The 14,778-nt window shown below is 63.9% G+C and carries 12 protein-coding genes; 4 read left to right on the top strand and 8 right to left on the bottom strand.

Annotated elements, in window-relative coordinates; genetic code table 11:
- Positions 1-176: 176 nt before the first annotated feature.
- From FOY51_RS20480 to FOY51_RS20505, 6 genes are all read right to left on the bottom strand, one after another.
- The gene (locus FOY51_RS20480; protein ID WP_149432128.1) at positions 177-1,805 is read right to left on the bottom strand and encodes a monocarboxylic acid transporter; all 1,629 of its coding nucleotides are present in this window, start codon (positions 1,803-1,805) and stop codon (positions 177-179) included.
- Positions 1,802-2,164, bottom strand: coding sequence for a DUF485 domain-containing protein (locus tag FOY51_RS20485; RefSeq protein ID WP_149432129.1), 363 nt, complete (start codon positions 2,162-2,164; stop codon positions 1,802-1,804). The genes FOY51_RS20480 and FOY51_RS20485 overlap by 4 nt, the downstream gene beginning before the upstream one ends.
- Before the next feature lie 171 nt (positions 2,165-2,335).
- Positions 2,336-4,084 (bottom strand): sodium/solute symporter, encoded by a 1,749-nt coding sequence (locus FOY51_RS20490; protein ID WP_149432130.1) that lies wholly within the window; start codon positions 4,082-4,084, stop codon positions 2,336-2,338.
- A gap of 2 nt (positions 4,085-4,086) precedes the next feature.
- Positions 4,087-4,452 (bottom strand): DUF485 domain-containing protein, encoded by a 366-nt coding sequence (locus tag FOY51_RS20495; protein ID WP_149432131.1) that lies wholly within the window; start codon positions 4,450-4,452, stop codon positions 4,087-4,089.
- On the bottom strand, positions 4,449-5,216 hold the full coding sequence (locus FOY51_RS20500) for a LytR/AlgR family response regulator transcription factor (RefSeq protein WP_235916567.1): 768 nt from the start codon (positions 5,214-5,216) through the stop codon (positions 4,449-4,451). Before FOY51_RS20500 ends, FOY51_RS20495 begins: the two co-directional genes overlap by 4 nt.
- 39 nt (positions 5,217-5,255) lie before the next feature.
- Positions 5,256-6,389: a sensor histidine kinase gene (locus FOY51_RS20505; protein ID WP_149432238.1), complete on the bottom strand. Its 1,134-nt coding sequence runs from the start codon at positions 6,387-6,389 to the stop codon at positions 5,256-5,258.
- A 149-nt stretch (positions 6,390-6,538) separates the two neighbouring features.
- On the opposite strand from FOY51_RS20505, the gene rarD reads away from it, so the two are divergent.
- Positions 6,539-7,432, top strand: coding sequence for an EamA family transporter RarD (gene rarD, locus FOY51_RS20510; RefSeq protein ID WP_149432239.1), 894 nt, complete (start codon positions 6,539-6,541; stop codon positions 7,430-7,432).
- Between the two features lie 57 nt (positions 7,433-7,489).
- Positions 7,490-11,026 (top strand): DNA polymerase III subunit alpha, encoded by a 3,537-nt coding sequence (gene dnaE / locus FOY51_RS20515; RefSeq protein ID WP_149432132.1) that lies wholly within the window; start codon positions 7,490-7,492, stop codon positions 11,024-11,026.
- On the opposite strand, the gene FOY51_RS20520 is transcribed toward dnaE, so the two are convergent.
- On the bottom strand, positions 10,997-11,224 hold the full coding sequence (locus tag FOY51_RS20520) for a hypothetical protein (protein WP_149432133.1): 228 nt from the start codon (positions 11,222-11,224) through the stop codon (positions 10,997-10,999). The two genes, dnaE and FOY51_RS20520, sit on opposite strands and share 30 nt — an antisense overlap.
- Positions 11,225-11,360: 136 nt before the next feature.
- Here FOY51_RS20520 and FOY51_RS20525 point away from each other — a divergent pair, with 136 nt between their 5' ends.
- Entirely contained in the window at positions 11,361-11,795 is a 435-nt protein-coding gene (locus tag FOY51_RS20525; protein ID WP_149432134.1) for a nitroreductase family deazaflavin-dependent oxidoreductase, read from the top strand.
- A gap of 63 nt (positions 11,796-11,858) precedes the next feature.
- Positions 11,859-13,211, top strand: a complete 1,353-nt coding sequence (ilvA, locus tag FOY51_RS20530; RefSeq protein WP_149432135.1) for a threonine ammonia-lyase IlvA — start codon at positions 11,859-11,861, stop codon at positions 13,209-13,211.
- Here ilvA and FOY51_RS20535 read toward each other — a convergent pair whose 3' ends face one another.
- The gene (locus FOY51_RS20535) at positions 13,212-14,750 is read right to left on the bottom strand and encodes an acyl-CoA synthetase (RefSeq protein ID WP_149432136.1); all 1,539 of its coding nucleotides are present in this window, start codon (positions 14,748-14,750) and stop codon (positions 13,212-13,214) included.
- Positions 14,751-14,778 lie beyond the last annotated feature (28 nt).

Raw genomic sequence — 14,778 nt, forward strand, 5'->3', positions numbered from 1 at the left:
TTTCCTGGGTTCGGTTGACCAGCATCTCCGAGATGTGTTCCGTCGCCGCGGCGCCGGGTGAGGTGTCACCCGGTATCCGCATCGGCAAGGTGTCGAACATAGGTTCGATAATACGCGCACAAATGCTGCAGCACAACCAATTTGGCGATGCCCGCCCGGTCGGTCCGATGTGGGAGCTAGTGCACCACAGCCTTTTCGGCGCCGACGCCGGTCAAGGAACGCACCTCCATCTCGGCATTCTTCGCGGTGTTGTCGTGATCCTTGGCGACAAGGGTGCCGACGATGCCGAGAATGAACGCCAACGGGATCGACACGATGCCCGGGTTCGAGAGTGGGAAGTACGCGAAATCCGAGCCGGGAATCATCGCCGTCTTCGAGCCGGATACCGCTGGGGAGAAGACGATCAACACGATCGTCGAAATCAGCCCGCCGTACATGCTGAACAACGCGCCGGTCGTGTTGAACCGCTTCCAGAACAACGAGTAGAGAATCGTCGGTAGGTTCGCGGCGGCCGCGACGGCAAAGGCGAGAGCAACAAGGAAGGCGATGTTCTGGCCGTTCGCGAGGATGCCGAGACCGATTGCCATGATGCCGATCACCACGGCCGTTATCCGAGACACCCGTACCTGCTTCGCCTCGTCGACATCGCCACGCTTGATGACGCTGGCGTACACGTCGTGAGCGAACGATGCCGACGCCGTGATCGTGAGACCTGCAACCACCGCGAGGATCGTTGCGAATGCCACCGCAGAGATGATGCCAAGCAGTACTACTCCACCGAGTTCGAACGCCAAAAGTGGTGCAGCAGAGTTCTGTCCGCCTGCCGAGGCAAGAATCTTGTCCGGTCCCACGATGGCCGCGGCACCGTAGCCGAGCACCAAAGTGAAGAGATAGAACGCACCGATCAGCGCGATGGCCCACACCACGGAGCGGCGCGCTTCTTTCGCAGTCGGAACCGTGTAGAACCGCATCAGCACATGTGGCAAGCCCGCCGTGCCGAGAACCAAGGCCAAGCCGAGCGACAGAAAGTTGAGCTTCGACGTTTCGCTGCCGCCGTACTGCGCACCCGGGGCGAGCATGTCGCGTGCCGCAACCGATTCGCTCGACGACTTCGATACCGTCTCTTGCGCGGACCCCAAGATCTCGGACAGATTGAAGCCGAACTTCGCGAACACCAAGACCGTCATGACGGCTGCACCGGCAATCAGCAAGCAGGCCTTGATGATCTGCACCCAGGTTGTGCCTTTCATTCCACCGACCAGCACGTAGACGATCATCAGCACGCCGACCACCGCGATAACCACGGACTGCCCTGCCTTGCTCGAGATGTCGAGCAGCAGGGCGACCAGACCGCCTGCGCCGGCCATCTGAGCGAGCAGGTAGAACAACGACACCGTCAACGTGGTCAGCGCCGCCGCCATGCGTACCGGGCGTTGCTTCAGGCGGAAGCTCAACACGTCGGCCATAGTGAATTTGCCGGTGTTCCTGAGCAATTCGGCTACCAACAACAACGCAACCAACCACGCGACCAAGAAGCCGATCGAGTAGAGAAAGCCGTCGTAGCCGTAGACGGCGATCGCTCCGGCGATGCCGAGAAAGCTTGCGGCGGAAAGGTAGTCGCCCGCGATGGCGATGCCGTTCTGCGGGCCGGAGAACGCGCGGCCGCCGGTGAAGAAGTCCGACGCGCTCTTGTTGTTGCGGCTGGCGCGGATGACCACGACCATCGTGATCGCCACGAACACAGCGAAGATCGCGATGTTGGCGATCGGGTTACCGACTGTGGTGTCGGCGGCCAGTGTCCTCACGACTGGACTCCTTCGAGTTCGTCACGGATTGCTGCTGCACGAGGGTCGAGCTCGCGGTTCGCGAACCTGACGTAGAGGCCCGTGATGACGAACGTCGTGACGAACTGGCCCAGCCCGAGCAGCAAGCCGAGGTTGATGTTGCCGAACACCTTGGTGGCCATGAAGTCGTGCGCATATGCCCCCAACAGGACGTACGCCACGTACCACAGCAGAAAGAATGCGGTCATCGGAAACACGAAGCTGCGCAAGCGGTGTCGCAATTCCTGAAACTCCGGGCTGGCTTGCATATCGATGAACGCCTGCGCATCCGGCGTTCGCTCCGGCTGCCTCGCTGACGCGTCGAGGTCGGCTGTGGTCACGGTGAGGCTCCTTGCAGAACAGGGATCGGGCGGGGTGCGTCCGACGGTAGTGAGACCCATGTCACATCAGAATGGCTACGACGGCACCGTTCGGTGAGCTGTTCGACTGTGCGACGAACGGTCGGTGCGGAACGACGAACGGCAGTCAGCCAGCACGGCAGTCACCCAGAACTACAGCCGCAACTCTCGATCGCTGCCCATCCCGAGCCGCTCCGGAGCGTGCAGGCGCGTGAAGATGCGGCCGATGTCGATGGGCACTTGGCGTCGGGTTGCTTTGCTAACGAGGACCATCGACACGAATGCGAGCGGCACACTGATCGCGGCCGGGTAGCTCAACGCTGCCGAGAGCCACCCGTTCCAGACCGTGGCCGACGAACCGCCGAGTACGGACACCACGGTCGCGCCACCCGCGACCAGCCCGCCCGCGACCAACCCGGTCGCAGCCCCCGCCGGCGTCAGCCCGCGCCACCAGATCCCCAGTACCAGCAGCGGGCACAAGGTCGACGCGGCAACCGCGAAGGCCAATCCGACCGTCCGGGACAGATCGAGGGACACCACCGAAATCGACAGGGCGAGCGGTACCGCACCCGCGATCAGTGCCGCGATTCGAAAGTCGCGAACACGGCCGCGGAGGACGTCGGTACTCAGCACGCCCGCAATGCTGACGAGCAGCCCGGACGACGTGGACAGAAACGCGGCAATCGCGCCTGCAGCGACCAAGGCCGCGAGCAGTTGTCCAGGCAATCCCGCCAGCACCGAGCCGGGCAGCAAAAGTACTGCCGCATCGGATGTTCCGGTGATCAGCAACTGCGGGACGTAGAGGCGTGCGAACACTCCGAGCAGAGTGGGGAACGCATAGAAGACGCTCAGCAGGCCGATCACCGCCAAAGCCGTTGCGCGGGCCGACTTCCCGTCTGGATTCGTGTAGAACCTGACCAGTACGTGCGGCAGCCCCATCGTTCCCAGGAACGTCGCCAGTATCAACGAGTAGACCTGGTACATCGGGTGCGTACCGCCGAATCCGTTGCCGGGCCGCAGCCATTGCGCTCCGTCGGCCGGGGCACCTGCGACGACTGGGACCGTTGCGCCTGCCTCCAACACAACCGCCGTTCCCGACGACAACGTGTGCTCACCGGGAGTCAATACCAACGATCCGTCGACTGTTGCGCTGTCGATGGTGCCGTGTGCGGAAACCTGCGCCGGCGCGGCAACCTGGACAACGACGTCCGTCGTGATGTCCACTGTCGTTCGCTGCGTGATGGTCGGGGGCGCAGGCGATCCCAGTTCGCGGTCGTCGGTGCCGTAGAAATGCGCGAGCAGCACCAGTGCCGGTATCGCGACTGCTGTCAATTTCAGCCAGTACTGGAATGCCTGCACGAACGTGATCGAGCGCATACCGCCGCCGACGACGTTCGCGATCACAATTGCTCCGACAGCGACTGCCCCGACCCAATCCGGAACGCCGAGAAGAATGTTCAGTGTCAGGCCAGCGCCCTGGAATTGCGGTATCAGATACAGCGCACACACCACGACCACTACAACCATCGCGAGAGAACGCAGACGCGCCGAGCCGAGCCGAAACTCGGCGAAATCTGGGACGGTGTACGCGCCGGACCGTCGGAGCGGTGCTGCGACGAACAGCAGCAGTCCGAGATAGCCGGCAGTGAACCCGATCGGATACCACAGTGCGTCCGTGCCGAACTTCGCAATCAGGCCGGCGACACCCAGAAACGAAGCGGCAGAGAGGTACTCACCGGATATCGCTGCAGCATTCCAGCGCGGCCCGACGCTGCGCGAGGCGACGAGGAAGTCCGATGTAGTACGGGCAAGGCGTACTCCGTAGATGCCGATGGCGATCGTGGCCAATGCTGCGGCCACGAGCGCGAAGACGGTGACGAGTGGAATGCCGTTGCCGCTCATGTTCAGTCGTCGACCAGGTCGGTGAAGTCTTGTTCGTTGCGTTCGGCCAGCCGGACGTAGAGCCTGCCGAGGCCGAACAGCAGGGGATAGACCAATACTCCGAGTACCAACCACGGCAGCCGAATGCCGAGCACGACAATCGAGCTCAACGAGGGAAACACACTGCACAGCAAAGGAATTGCACCGAGCGTGCACGCGGTCACCAGTGCTAGCCGCACCGCAAGTCCCAGCTGAGCGCGCATGAGCCCGCGAATCATCGCGTCGCCGATCTCCGTGTGCTCCTGCACCTCGACACGGGTTCGAACCATTCGTGCGCCGCGCCGTTGGGACAGCACCACCCGCGACCGTTGCGGTTCCGGAACGTTCATCGGACATGCCTCGGGCGAATCAGTAGATTCTTGACAGCTCTGGTGTGCCTGCGACTGACGGGCAACTCGACGGCGGGGGAGTCGCCGTTCGCACGGAGGCACACCACCAACCCGGTTCCGACGCTGCGGATGCCGGTCACGAGCTCAACCGCGACCAGATACGACCGGTGCACTCGCGTGAAACCAGCGTTCTCCCAGCGGGTTTCCAGCGTGGAGAGCGGAATGCGAACGAGGTGAGAGCCGGACCTCGTGTGCAACCGGGCGTAGTCGCCGTCGGCTTCCACCCAGCCGACACTCGATCTGGCAACCAGCGTCGTTGCGCCGCCCAGCTCGACCGGAATCACCTCGTCGGCATCGTTGTCCGGCGCGGGCGCCGTTTGCCGTGTCGCGAGGATTCGCCGAATGGATTGGGCGAGTCGCTCCTCCCGCAACGGCTTCAGGAGGTAGTCGACGGCACCGAGGTCGAACGCGTCGACGGCCCGATCATCGTGCGCCGTAACGAAAACCACTGCGGGCGGCGTAGCGAATTCCGACAGGATCCCCGCAAGCTCCAGTCCGTCCAAGCCCGGCATGTTGATGTCGAGAAACACGGCGTGGACGCTCTTTACACGCAACAGCCGCAGCGCCGTCGTCGCATCGCTCGCACCGTGTATCTCGCCGACGCAGTCTTGCGCGCGCAGGAGGAAGACCAGCTCGTCGAGCGCCGGCTTCTCGTCGTCGACGGCGAGCACGTCGAGCAACGTCGGTCGAGTGGTGTGAGTCACAGCATGTCCAATTTAGGCCCTTCCGTCGGCGGGGCCGCGCTACGCCCTGACTCCTGCCCTGAACTTGGGCACCCGCATACTGACTTTGGTGCCCGCACCGGGTGCTGTTTCGACGACCAACCCGTAGTCGTTGCCGAAGGCGGCGCGCAGCCGATCGTCGACATTGGCGAGTCCGACATGCGCCGATTCGCTGGTTCCGGGCTTTGCTGTATCGGTTACCACAGCGTCCAATGCCCCGGATCGCAGGAGCTCCGGGTCCATTCCCACGCCGTCGTCCTCGACGCTGATCACGCAGTCGGTGCCTTCATCCGCGGCCACGATGCTCACCGTCCCTCCGTCGGAATTCCCCGACAAGCCATGTCGAACGGCGTTTTCCACCAGTGGCTGCAGCGCGAGAAACGGCAAGACCACGTTGAGCACCTCGGGCGCCACCTGTAACCGAACCTGCAGCGCATTGCCGAATCGTGCGCGTTCCAAGGTCAGGTAGCGGTCGATGTTGCGCAGTTCCTCGGAAAGCACCGTGAACTCGCCGGCAGACCGGAACGAGTAGCGAGTGAAGTCGGCGAACTCGAGAATCAACTCCCGTGCGCGGTCGGGGTCGGTACGGACGAACGATGCAATGGTGCCCAACGCGTTGTAGATGAAGTGGGGACTGATCTGAGCGCGCAGTGCGCGCACCTCGGCACGATCCAACCGAGCCCGAGAGGCATCGAGTTCGGCTAGCTCGATCTGACTGCACGCATATCGCGCCACCTCGGTCACAGCGGCGAGCGTGCCGGGACCGGGTGCCACCGTTGTGACCACGCCCAGCACGCCGACCACGCCGGAACCGTCGATCAGCAACGGCTGCGCCACCACGGCGCGCACCGCGGGATCGTTGCCCGTCGGGTTCGAGATCAACACCCGTCGCCCGCCGTCGACCGCCCTGCGCGCGGCAGCGACGAACTGGTCGGCGAGATCGCGATACGGTCCGTCCCAGGCCAGCAGGCCGCCGTCGCGATCGGCGATGCCCAACGCGGCGGCGCCCGTGAGGACACGCAGATGCGGTGCCGCCGCTACGGCCGACTCTTCGTCGACGCCGCGACGCAACGGTCTGGCCGCCAACGAGGCGGTGTGCAGGGTGGCATGCACGGCCCGTTCGGCTGGCGTCGTCAGGACTCGACGGGTGCGCATCCACGCGTAGATCGCAGCGCCCAGCAACACGACGACGACCACGATCACTGCGATGCCGGGCACGTGTCGATTGTGGCCGACTCGGTGTCCGAGGTCCGCGCTAATGTCTACAAGTGACGTCGAAATCCTCGCTCCCAGCTCCGTCGGGGATGGCGTTCGGGTCAGGCGCCTACGTCCTGTGGGGTGCGTTTCCTGCGTTCTTCGGTCTGCTCGCATTCGCCGGTGCTGCCGAGGTTCTCGCCCACCGAATTCTGTGGACACTCGTCGTGATGCTGACGGTGCTCGTCGTTGCCGGCAAGCTCGGCCGCCTGCGAGGTATTGCGCCGCGGACGTGGCTCCTTGTCGCGGGGGCGTCGCTGGCAATCGCGATCAACTGGGGCGTCTACGTCTACGGCGTCGGTACCGATCAGGTGGTGCAGTGCGCGTTGGGCTACTTCATCAACCCGTTGGTCAGCGTGCTATTGGGCGTCGTCCTCTTTCGTGAGCGACTGGTCCGAGCGCAGGTGATAGCCCTGGTGCTTGCGACTGTCGCGGTTGTGGTCATCACAGTCGACTACGGGAAGCCGCCCTACATCGCCCTGATCCTTGCGTGTTCGTTCGCGACCTACGGCCTTGTGAAGAAGGTGGTGCCGCTCGACCCGCTGCGCAGCCTCACCGCCGAAGGCATCGTCGCTGCCCCTTTCGCGCTGGGCTACGTGATATTTCTCGCGGTTACAGGGGCCGGAACCTTCGGCGACGGCGTGGGCCACACGGTGCTGCTCATGGCGTGCGGGCCGATCACCACGGTCCCGCTGCTCCTCTTCGGCGCGGCTGCCCAGCGGCTGCCGTTGGTGACGATGGGGATCTTGCAATACCTCACGCCGGCACTCCAGATGGCATGGGGAGTAGCGGTTTTGCACGAGGACATGCCTGCGTCCCGCTGGATCGGTTTCGCGCTGATCTGGGTGGCGTTGGTGGTGTTCACCAGCGACTCGGTGCGGAGGGTTCGACGTGCCCGTAGAACCTCAAACGTCACATCTGTCACGCCGCAGCGCGCCTCATGATCCTGTCGGTAGGCACCCTTAGAATCACAGTCGCTCGATACCCAGAAGGGATTCGCTTTGCCTGACTCGTTCGTTCATCTGCACAACCACACCGAGTACTCGATGCTCGATGGTGCGGCCAAGATCTCGCCTCTGTTCGCCGAGGCGCAGCGCTTGGAGATGAGCGCGGTCGGCATGACCGACCACGGCAACATGTACGGCGCGTCGGAGTTCTACAACTCGGCTCGCAAGCACGGCATCAAGCCGATCATCGGTATCGAGGCCTACATCGCACCGGCGTCGCGCTACGACACCAAGCGGGTCCTGTGGGGCGAGCGAAGCCAGAAGTCCGACGACGTCTCGGGCAGCGGTGCCTATACCCACATGACGATGGTCGCCGAGAACGCGAAGGGCCTGCGCAATCTCTTCAAGCTCTCCTCGAAAGCGTCGCTGGAAGGTCAGCTCGGCAAGTGGGCTCGCATGGACGAAGAGATCATCGCCGAGCACGCCGAAGGCATCATCGCCACCACCGGCTGCCCGTCGGGTGAGGTGCAGACCCGGCTGCGCCTCGGCCACGACCGCGAGGCGTTGGAAGCCGCGGCGAAGTGGCAGGAGATCTTCGGCAAGGAGAACTTCTTTCTCGAGCTGATGGACCATGGCCTATCGATCGAACGACGGGTTCGCGAAGGCCTGTTGGAGATCGGCAAGACGCTGGGCATCCGCCCCCTGGCCACCAACGACTGTCACTACGTCACCAAGGAAGCCGCCGAGAACCACGAGGCGCTGCTGTGCATCCAGACCGGCAAAACGCTGTCGGACCCGGCGCGCTTCAAGTTCGACGGCGACGGTTACTACCTCAAGTCCGCGGCGGAGATGCGAGCGCTCTGGGACGACCAGGTGCCCGGCGCATGCGATTCGACGCTGTTGATCGCCGAACGCGTGCAGCCGTACGACGAGGTGTGGCAGCACCGCGACCGGATGCCCATCTTCCCTGTGCCGGAAGGGGAGACGGAGGCGACGTGGCTGCGCAAGGAAGTGGCGCTCGGTCTGCGGGGGCGGTTCCCGGACGGCGTGCCGAAGAAGTACCTCGATCAGGCCGATTACGAAATCGGCGTCATCCTGGAAATGGGTTTCCCCGCTTACTTCCTGGTGGTCGGTGACCTGATCAGCCATGCCCGCGAGGTCGGCATTCGCGTGGGTCCCGGTCGTGGTTCGGCGGCAGGCTCGCTCGTCGCCTACGCCCTGCGGATCACCAACATCGACCCGCTGCCGCACGGCCTGTTGTTCGAGCGGTTCCTCAACCCGGAACGCGTGTCGATGCCGGATATCGATATCGACTTCGACGACCGCCGTCGCGGCGAGATGGTGCGTTACGCCACCGAGAAATGGGGCAGTGACCGCGTCGCGCAGGTCATCACATTCGGCACCATCAAGACCAAGGCCGCCATCAAGGACTCCGCGCGCGTGCAGTTCGGGCAGCCCGGTTTCGCCATCGCCGATCAGATCACCAAAGCCCTGCCACCGCCGATCATGGCGAAAGACATTTCGGTGTCCGGCATCACCGATCCGAATCACGAGCGCTACAAGGAAGCCGTCGAGGTTCGCAGCCTCATCGATTCCAATCCCGATATCGCCAAGATCTACAAGACGGCAAAGGGCCTGGAGGGTCTGATCCGCAACGCGGGCGTGCACGCCTGCGCGGTGATCATGTCGTCCGAGCCGCTGATGGACGCGATCCCGTTGTGGAAGCGTGCGCAGGACGGCGCGATCATCACCGGCTGGGATTATCCGTCGTGCGAGGCCATCGGCCTACTGAAAATGGACTTCCTCGGTCTGCGCAACCTCACCGTGCTCGGTGATGCCATCGACAACGCGAAGACGAACCGTGGCGTCGACATCGACCTCGACGCGTTGCCACTCGACGATCAGCTCACCTTCGATCTGCTCGCCCGCGGCGACACCCTCGGTGTGTTCCAGCTCGACGGCGGGCCGATGCGCGATCTTCTTCGGCGTATGCAGCCCAACGCATTCGAGGACATCATCGCCGTCGGCGCGCTGTACCGCCCTGGCCCGATGGGCATGAACGCGCACAATGACTACGCCGACCGCAAGAACGGTCGCCAAGAGGTCAAGCCGATTCACCCGGAGCTGGAGGAGCCACTCAAGGAGATCCTCGGTGAGACGTACGGTCTGATCGTCTACCAAGAGCAGATCATGCACGTCGCGCAGAAGGTGGCCGGCTACTCGCTCGGTCGAGCAGACATTCTGCGTCGAGCAATGGGTAAGAAGAAGGCAGAAGTGCTCGCCGCCGAGTTCGAGGGCTTCGAGGAAGGTATGGTCGCCAACGGCTATTCCAAGGCAGCGATCAAGGCGCTGTGGGACACCATCCTTCCGTTCGCCGGCTACGCGTTCAACAAGTCGCACGCCGCCGCGTACGGCCTGGTGTCCTACTGGACGGCGTACCTGAAGGCGAACTATCCCGCGGAGTACATGGCAGGCTTGCTCACCAGCGTGGGCGACGACAAGGACAAGTCCGCCGTCTACCTCGCCGACTGCCGCAGGCTCGGCATCACCGTCCTGCCGCCCGACGTCAACGAGTCGGTCCTCAACTTCACCTCCGTCGGCACCGACATCAGGTTCGGCCTCGGCGCTGTCCGCAACGTCGGCGCCAACGTCGTGGCGTCGATTGTCGCCGCCCGCGCCGAGAAGTCGAAGTTCACCGACTTCTCGGACTACCTGAACAAGATCGACGCAACGGCCTGCAGCAAGAAGGTCACCGAATCGTTGATCAAGGCAGGCGGTTTCGATTCGCTCGGCCATCCGCGCAAGGGTCTGCTGCTGGTGCACGCCGACGCGATCGACGCGGTGATGGGCACCAAGAAGGCCGAGGCGATCGGACAGTTCGATCTGTTCGGCGGCGACGACGCGGACGCATCGGTGTCGTCGGTGTTCGACGTGCGCGTGCCCGACGAGGAGTGGGAGTCCAAGCATCGCCTCGCGCTCGAACGGGAGATGCTCGGGCTCTACGTCTCCGGCCACCCGTTGATGGGTATCGAGCACGTTCTCGCTGCCCAGTCTGATACGCCGATCCCGACGATTCTGGAAGGCGAAGTCAAGGACGGCGCCCAGGTGGTGGTCGGGGGCATCCTCACCACGGTCAACCGCAGGATCAACAAGAACGGTCTGGCCTGGGCATCGGCTCAGCTCGAAGACCTGACCGGCGGGGTGGAGGTGCTGTTCTTCCCGCAGGCCTACTCGATCTACGGCATGGACGTCACAGAAGACTCCGTGGTGCTGGTCAAAGCGCGGGTGTCGGTACGTGACGACCGGACATCGTTGATCGCCAACGACCTCGCTGTTCCCGATCTGTCGGCGGTCGGTGTCGCCAAGCCGGTCGCGGTCAGCATCCCCACGCGGCTGTGCACTGCCGACAAGGTGGGGGCGCTCAAGCGGGTACTTGCCAGCCACCCGGGCACCGCAGATGTGCACCTGCGTCTGATCAGCAATGCGCGGACCACAACACTGAAATTGGACGACAGCTTGCGGGTGACCCCATCGTCGGCGCTGATGGGGGACTTGAAGGCGCTACTCGGTCCCGGTTGCCTGGCGGGCTAGACCGGCGAGCCAGACGACGGCCGCGATGGCTGCGGAGCTGAGTACAGCGACCTGCAGCGACTGCACGACGACCACTGCGACCACGAAGACGAGCAGACCGACGACCAGCGCTTCGATCTTGTAGAGCGGCCATGCGGTGCCCGCGATGTCGACGACGCGCGACTGCCGGGTTGTCGTCTCCATGCCCGCTGTCGTCATGTGCATTCCTCGTCTTGTTCGAGAAGCTGATCTTTCGTGTTCAGGCTATACCCGTTCGAGATTTCGGTCTACCGAACTTTCGGCGCGCCGAAACTTGGGGTGGCCAAGATCAACTGGCGAGAGTTGACTGGATGCCATGCCACTCACAGGAGAATACGAACCAAGCAAGTCCGACTGGGCGCGCGAACAAGCCGAAAAATTCGAGCAGTCGAACGGCCAAGAAGCCAACACCATGCAAGGCAAACCGATCATCTTGCTCACCACCAAGGGCGCCAAGACGGGGAAGCTTCGCAAGACCCCGTTGATGCGGGTGGAGCACGGTGGCGAGTACGCCGTCCTCGCCTCGTTGGGTGGCGCTCCGAAGAATCCTGTCTGGTACCACAACATCGTCAAAGAGCCCCATGTCGAGTTGCAGGACGGCGCCGACAAGAACGACTACACGGCGCGCGAGGTCACGGGTGACGAGAAGGCGGCGTGGTGGGCTCGGGCCGTCGAGGTGTGGCCCTCGTACGACGACTATCAGAAGAAGACCGATCGACAGATCCCGCTGTTCGTGCTGACCGAGCAGTAGCCACCAGCGCGTTCTCTCCACCCGGCGCCGGATAGTGAGGCGCCCAGTGGCAGCATGTTCGGGGTGTCCCTCTCCCGTGATGTCGCTGACCTGCAGGATTCTCGCCCCGCGTTGACCGCGGACGAGATCGACGCTGCCGCAAAGCGAATTTCCGACGTCATCGCGGCCACCCCCTTGCAGGTCAGCGAACGCCTGTCGAAGGCGACCGGTGCCACGGTCTACCTCAAGCGCGAAGATCTGCAGGTCGTGCGCTCGTACAAGCTGCGCGGTGCCTACAACCTGATCGTGCAGCTCACCGAGTCCGAGCGGGCGGCAGGCGTCGTCACCGCCAGCGCGGGCAACCATGCGCAGGGTGTGGCATTCGCGTGCAAGGCGATGGGCATCGTCGGACGCATCTACGTGCCTGCCAACACTCCGAAGCAGAAGCGCGACCGGATCCTGGTGCACGGTGGCGACTTCGTCGAACTCATCGCGATCGGCAACACCTACGACGCCGCCGCGGCGGCCGCTCACGAAGACGTCCTTCGAACGGGAGCGACAATGGTCCCGCCGTTCGACGACGTGCGGACCGCTGCCGGCCAGGGCACGATTGCCGCCGAGATCCTCGAGCAACTCGATGATGCGCCGAACACCGTGATCGTCCCCGTGGGCGGCGGCGGGTGCATCGCCGGCGTCGCGACGTATCTGCGCGAGCGCGCTCCGCAAACGTCGATCATCGGTGTGGAGCCTGCGGGTGCGGCGTCGATGACGGCCGCTCTGGTTGCCGGCGGACCAGTGACCTTGCCGGATATCGATCCGTTTGTCGACGGCGCGGCGGTCCGGCGGATCGGCGACGTTCCGTACGCCGCCGTGTCCACTCTCGGGGCACGCGTCGTTTCGCACGGATCGCTGCCGCTGATCGCGACGTCGGTACCCACGAACGAGGCGGGCGAGTTCGCCATGATCCACGTCGACGAGGGCGCGATCTGCACAGCGATGCTCGATCTCTATCAGCACGAAGGCGTCATCGCGGAGCCCGCAGGTGCGCTGTCGGTCGCTGCCCTGCACGGTCTGTCCGTGGCACCGGGGTCGACAGTGGTGTGCCTGGTCTCGGGTGGCAACAACGACGTGTCGCGCTACGGCGAGATCCTCGAGCGATCACTGGTCCATCTCGGGCTCAAGCACTACTTCCTGGTGAACTTCCCGCAGGAGCCGGGTGCACTGCGCCGCTTCCTCGACGAGGTCCTCGGGCCTGACGACGACATCACTCTGTTCGAGTACGTCAAGCGCAACAACCGGGAAACCGGTGCGGCGCTGGTCGGCATCGAACTCGGTGCGGCGGATGGCCTTTCGGCGTTGCTGGAGCGGATGGCGACGTCCGGAATGGTGGTCGAGCGTTTGGAGCCGGGTTCGCCGGCGTATCGATACCTGACCTGATCAGCGGGAGACGGATTCCGCTGTTCCGCTGAAGGTCTGCCGAAGTTCGCGCTTGAGCAGTTTGCCTGTGGCGTTGCGCGGCAGCACGTCGACGAACTCCACGGAGCTGGGGCATTTGAAGCGCGCCAGGTGTTCTCGGGTGTATTCCAGCAGTTCGTCCGCTAACTCTGTCGAAGGATCGCTCTTGGTCACTACGACGGCGACGACGCTCTCGCCCCACTTCTCGTTCGGAACACCGATCACAGCCGCTTCGACGACCTGCGGATGCCGGTAGAGCACCTGCTCCACCTCGATGGGATAGACGTTCTCACCGCCCGTGATGATCATGTCCTTCTTGCGATCGACCAACGTGACATAGCCGTCCTCGTCCTCGCGTGCCAGGTCGCCGGTGTGGAACCAGCCACCGCGCCACGCTGCTTCGGTGGCGTCCGGCAGACCCCAGTATCCGGCGAACAAGCTCGGTCCGCGCAGTGTCAACTCACCGACGGTGCCGACCGTCACGTCCGTGTCGTCGTCGTCGACAATGCGGAATTCGATGTGGCGCAGCGGTTTCCCGATCGAGCCGGACTTGGAGACGATGTGAGCGGCGTCCAACAGGTGGCATGACGGCGCGGTCTCTGTCATGCCGAATCCCTCCACGAAAGACCAGCCTTTCGCAAGAAACAATTCGATCAAGGTGAGGGGACACGGCGCACCGCCGGATACCGCCATGCGCACGTTCGATGGATCGAAGCTGTCGAGCGCGGGGCTCTGCGCCAGTGCAGCCCACATCGCTGGGACCAGGAACTGCACGCTCACCTTCTCGTCCGTCATCAGTTTCAGCAGCTTGTCGGGAACGAAAGCTGCTGTGGTGATGGAAGTTCCGCCGATGTAGAACAAGGGTAGGCAGTGGACGCCGAGGGCGCCGATGTGGAACAGGGGAGCGGCTGCGATCGTGATGTCGGTTCTGCGGAGACCTTCGGGTGCGGCGGTCAGCGTGTTGATCGCATTCCAGAGCATGTTGGCGTGCGTCAGCATCGCACCCTTCGGGCGGCCCGTTGTTCCCGATGTGTACATGATGACGGCGATGTCGGATTCTTCGACGTCGCACTCGATGGTCGCGTCGGAGCCGGATACGACCAGCGCCTCGAACTCGGTGCCGATCACGAACCGAGTCGTCACGACGACGCCCGCGGATGCCGTTGCGGCACCGGCAAGGTCTGTGAACACCTCGGAGCAGATCAGCACCGACGCGCCTGAATCGGCGAGGATGTAGCCGACTTCCGCGGGCGCGAGTCGGAAGTTGATGGGCACCGTCACCGCGCCGAGTTTCGCAACGGCAAATAGTGTTTCGAGAAACTCGGCGCTGTTCAGCGACAGCAGTGCGACTCGGTCACCGCGCTGCACGCCGGCCTGTCGAAGCCCGTCGGCCAGCCGGTCGGTGCGCGCATTCAGCTCGGCGTAGGTTTGCCTGCGACCCGAGTCCGAGTCGACCAGTGCGAGCTTGTCGGGCTGGCGCAACGCCTGCGCTGGTATCCAATTGCCGATGCCGCGATCCATTGCCACTCCTCGAAATTGCCGGACGTAG

Source organism: Antrihabitans cavernicola, from assembly GCF_008297975.1.
Taxonomy (GTDB): Bacteria; Actinomycetota; Actinomycetes; order Mycobacteriales; family Mycobacteriaceae; genus Antrihabitans; species Antrihabitans cavernicola.

What these genes read in the sequence shown, in the direction of transcription:
- FOY51_RS20525 (WP_149432134.1), top strand. Translation starts at nt 11,361, where the DNA reads ATGCCACTCACAGGAGAATACGAACCAAGCAAGTCCGACTGGGCGCGC.
- FOY51_RS20535 (WP_149432136.1), bottom strand. Translation starts at nt 14,750, where the DNA reads ATGGATCGCGGCATCGGCAATTGGATACCAGCGCAGGCGTTGCGCCAG.
- FOY51_RS20520 (WP_149432133.1), bottom strand. Translation starts at nt 11,224, where the DNA reads ATGACGACAGCGGGCATGGAGACGACAACCCGGCAGTCGCGCGTCGTC.
- FOY51_RS20505 (WP_149432238.1), bottom strand. Translation starts at nt 6,389, where the DNA reads ATGCGCACCCGTCGAGTCCTGACGACGCCAGCCGAACGGGCCGTGCAT.
- rarD (WP_149432239.1), top strand. Translation starts at nt 6,539, where the DNA reads ATGGCGTTCGGGTCAGGCGCCTACGTCCTGTGGGGTGCGTTTCCTGCG.
- FOY51_RS20495 (WP_149432131.1), bottom strand. Translation starts at nt 4,452, where the DNA reads ATGAACGTTCCGGAACCGCAACGGTCGCGGGTGGTGCTGTCCCAACGG.
- FOY51_RS20490 (WP_149432130.1), bottom strand. Translation starts at nt 4,084, where the DNA reads ATGAGCGGCAACGGCATTCCACTCGTCACCGTCTTCGCGCTCGTGGCC.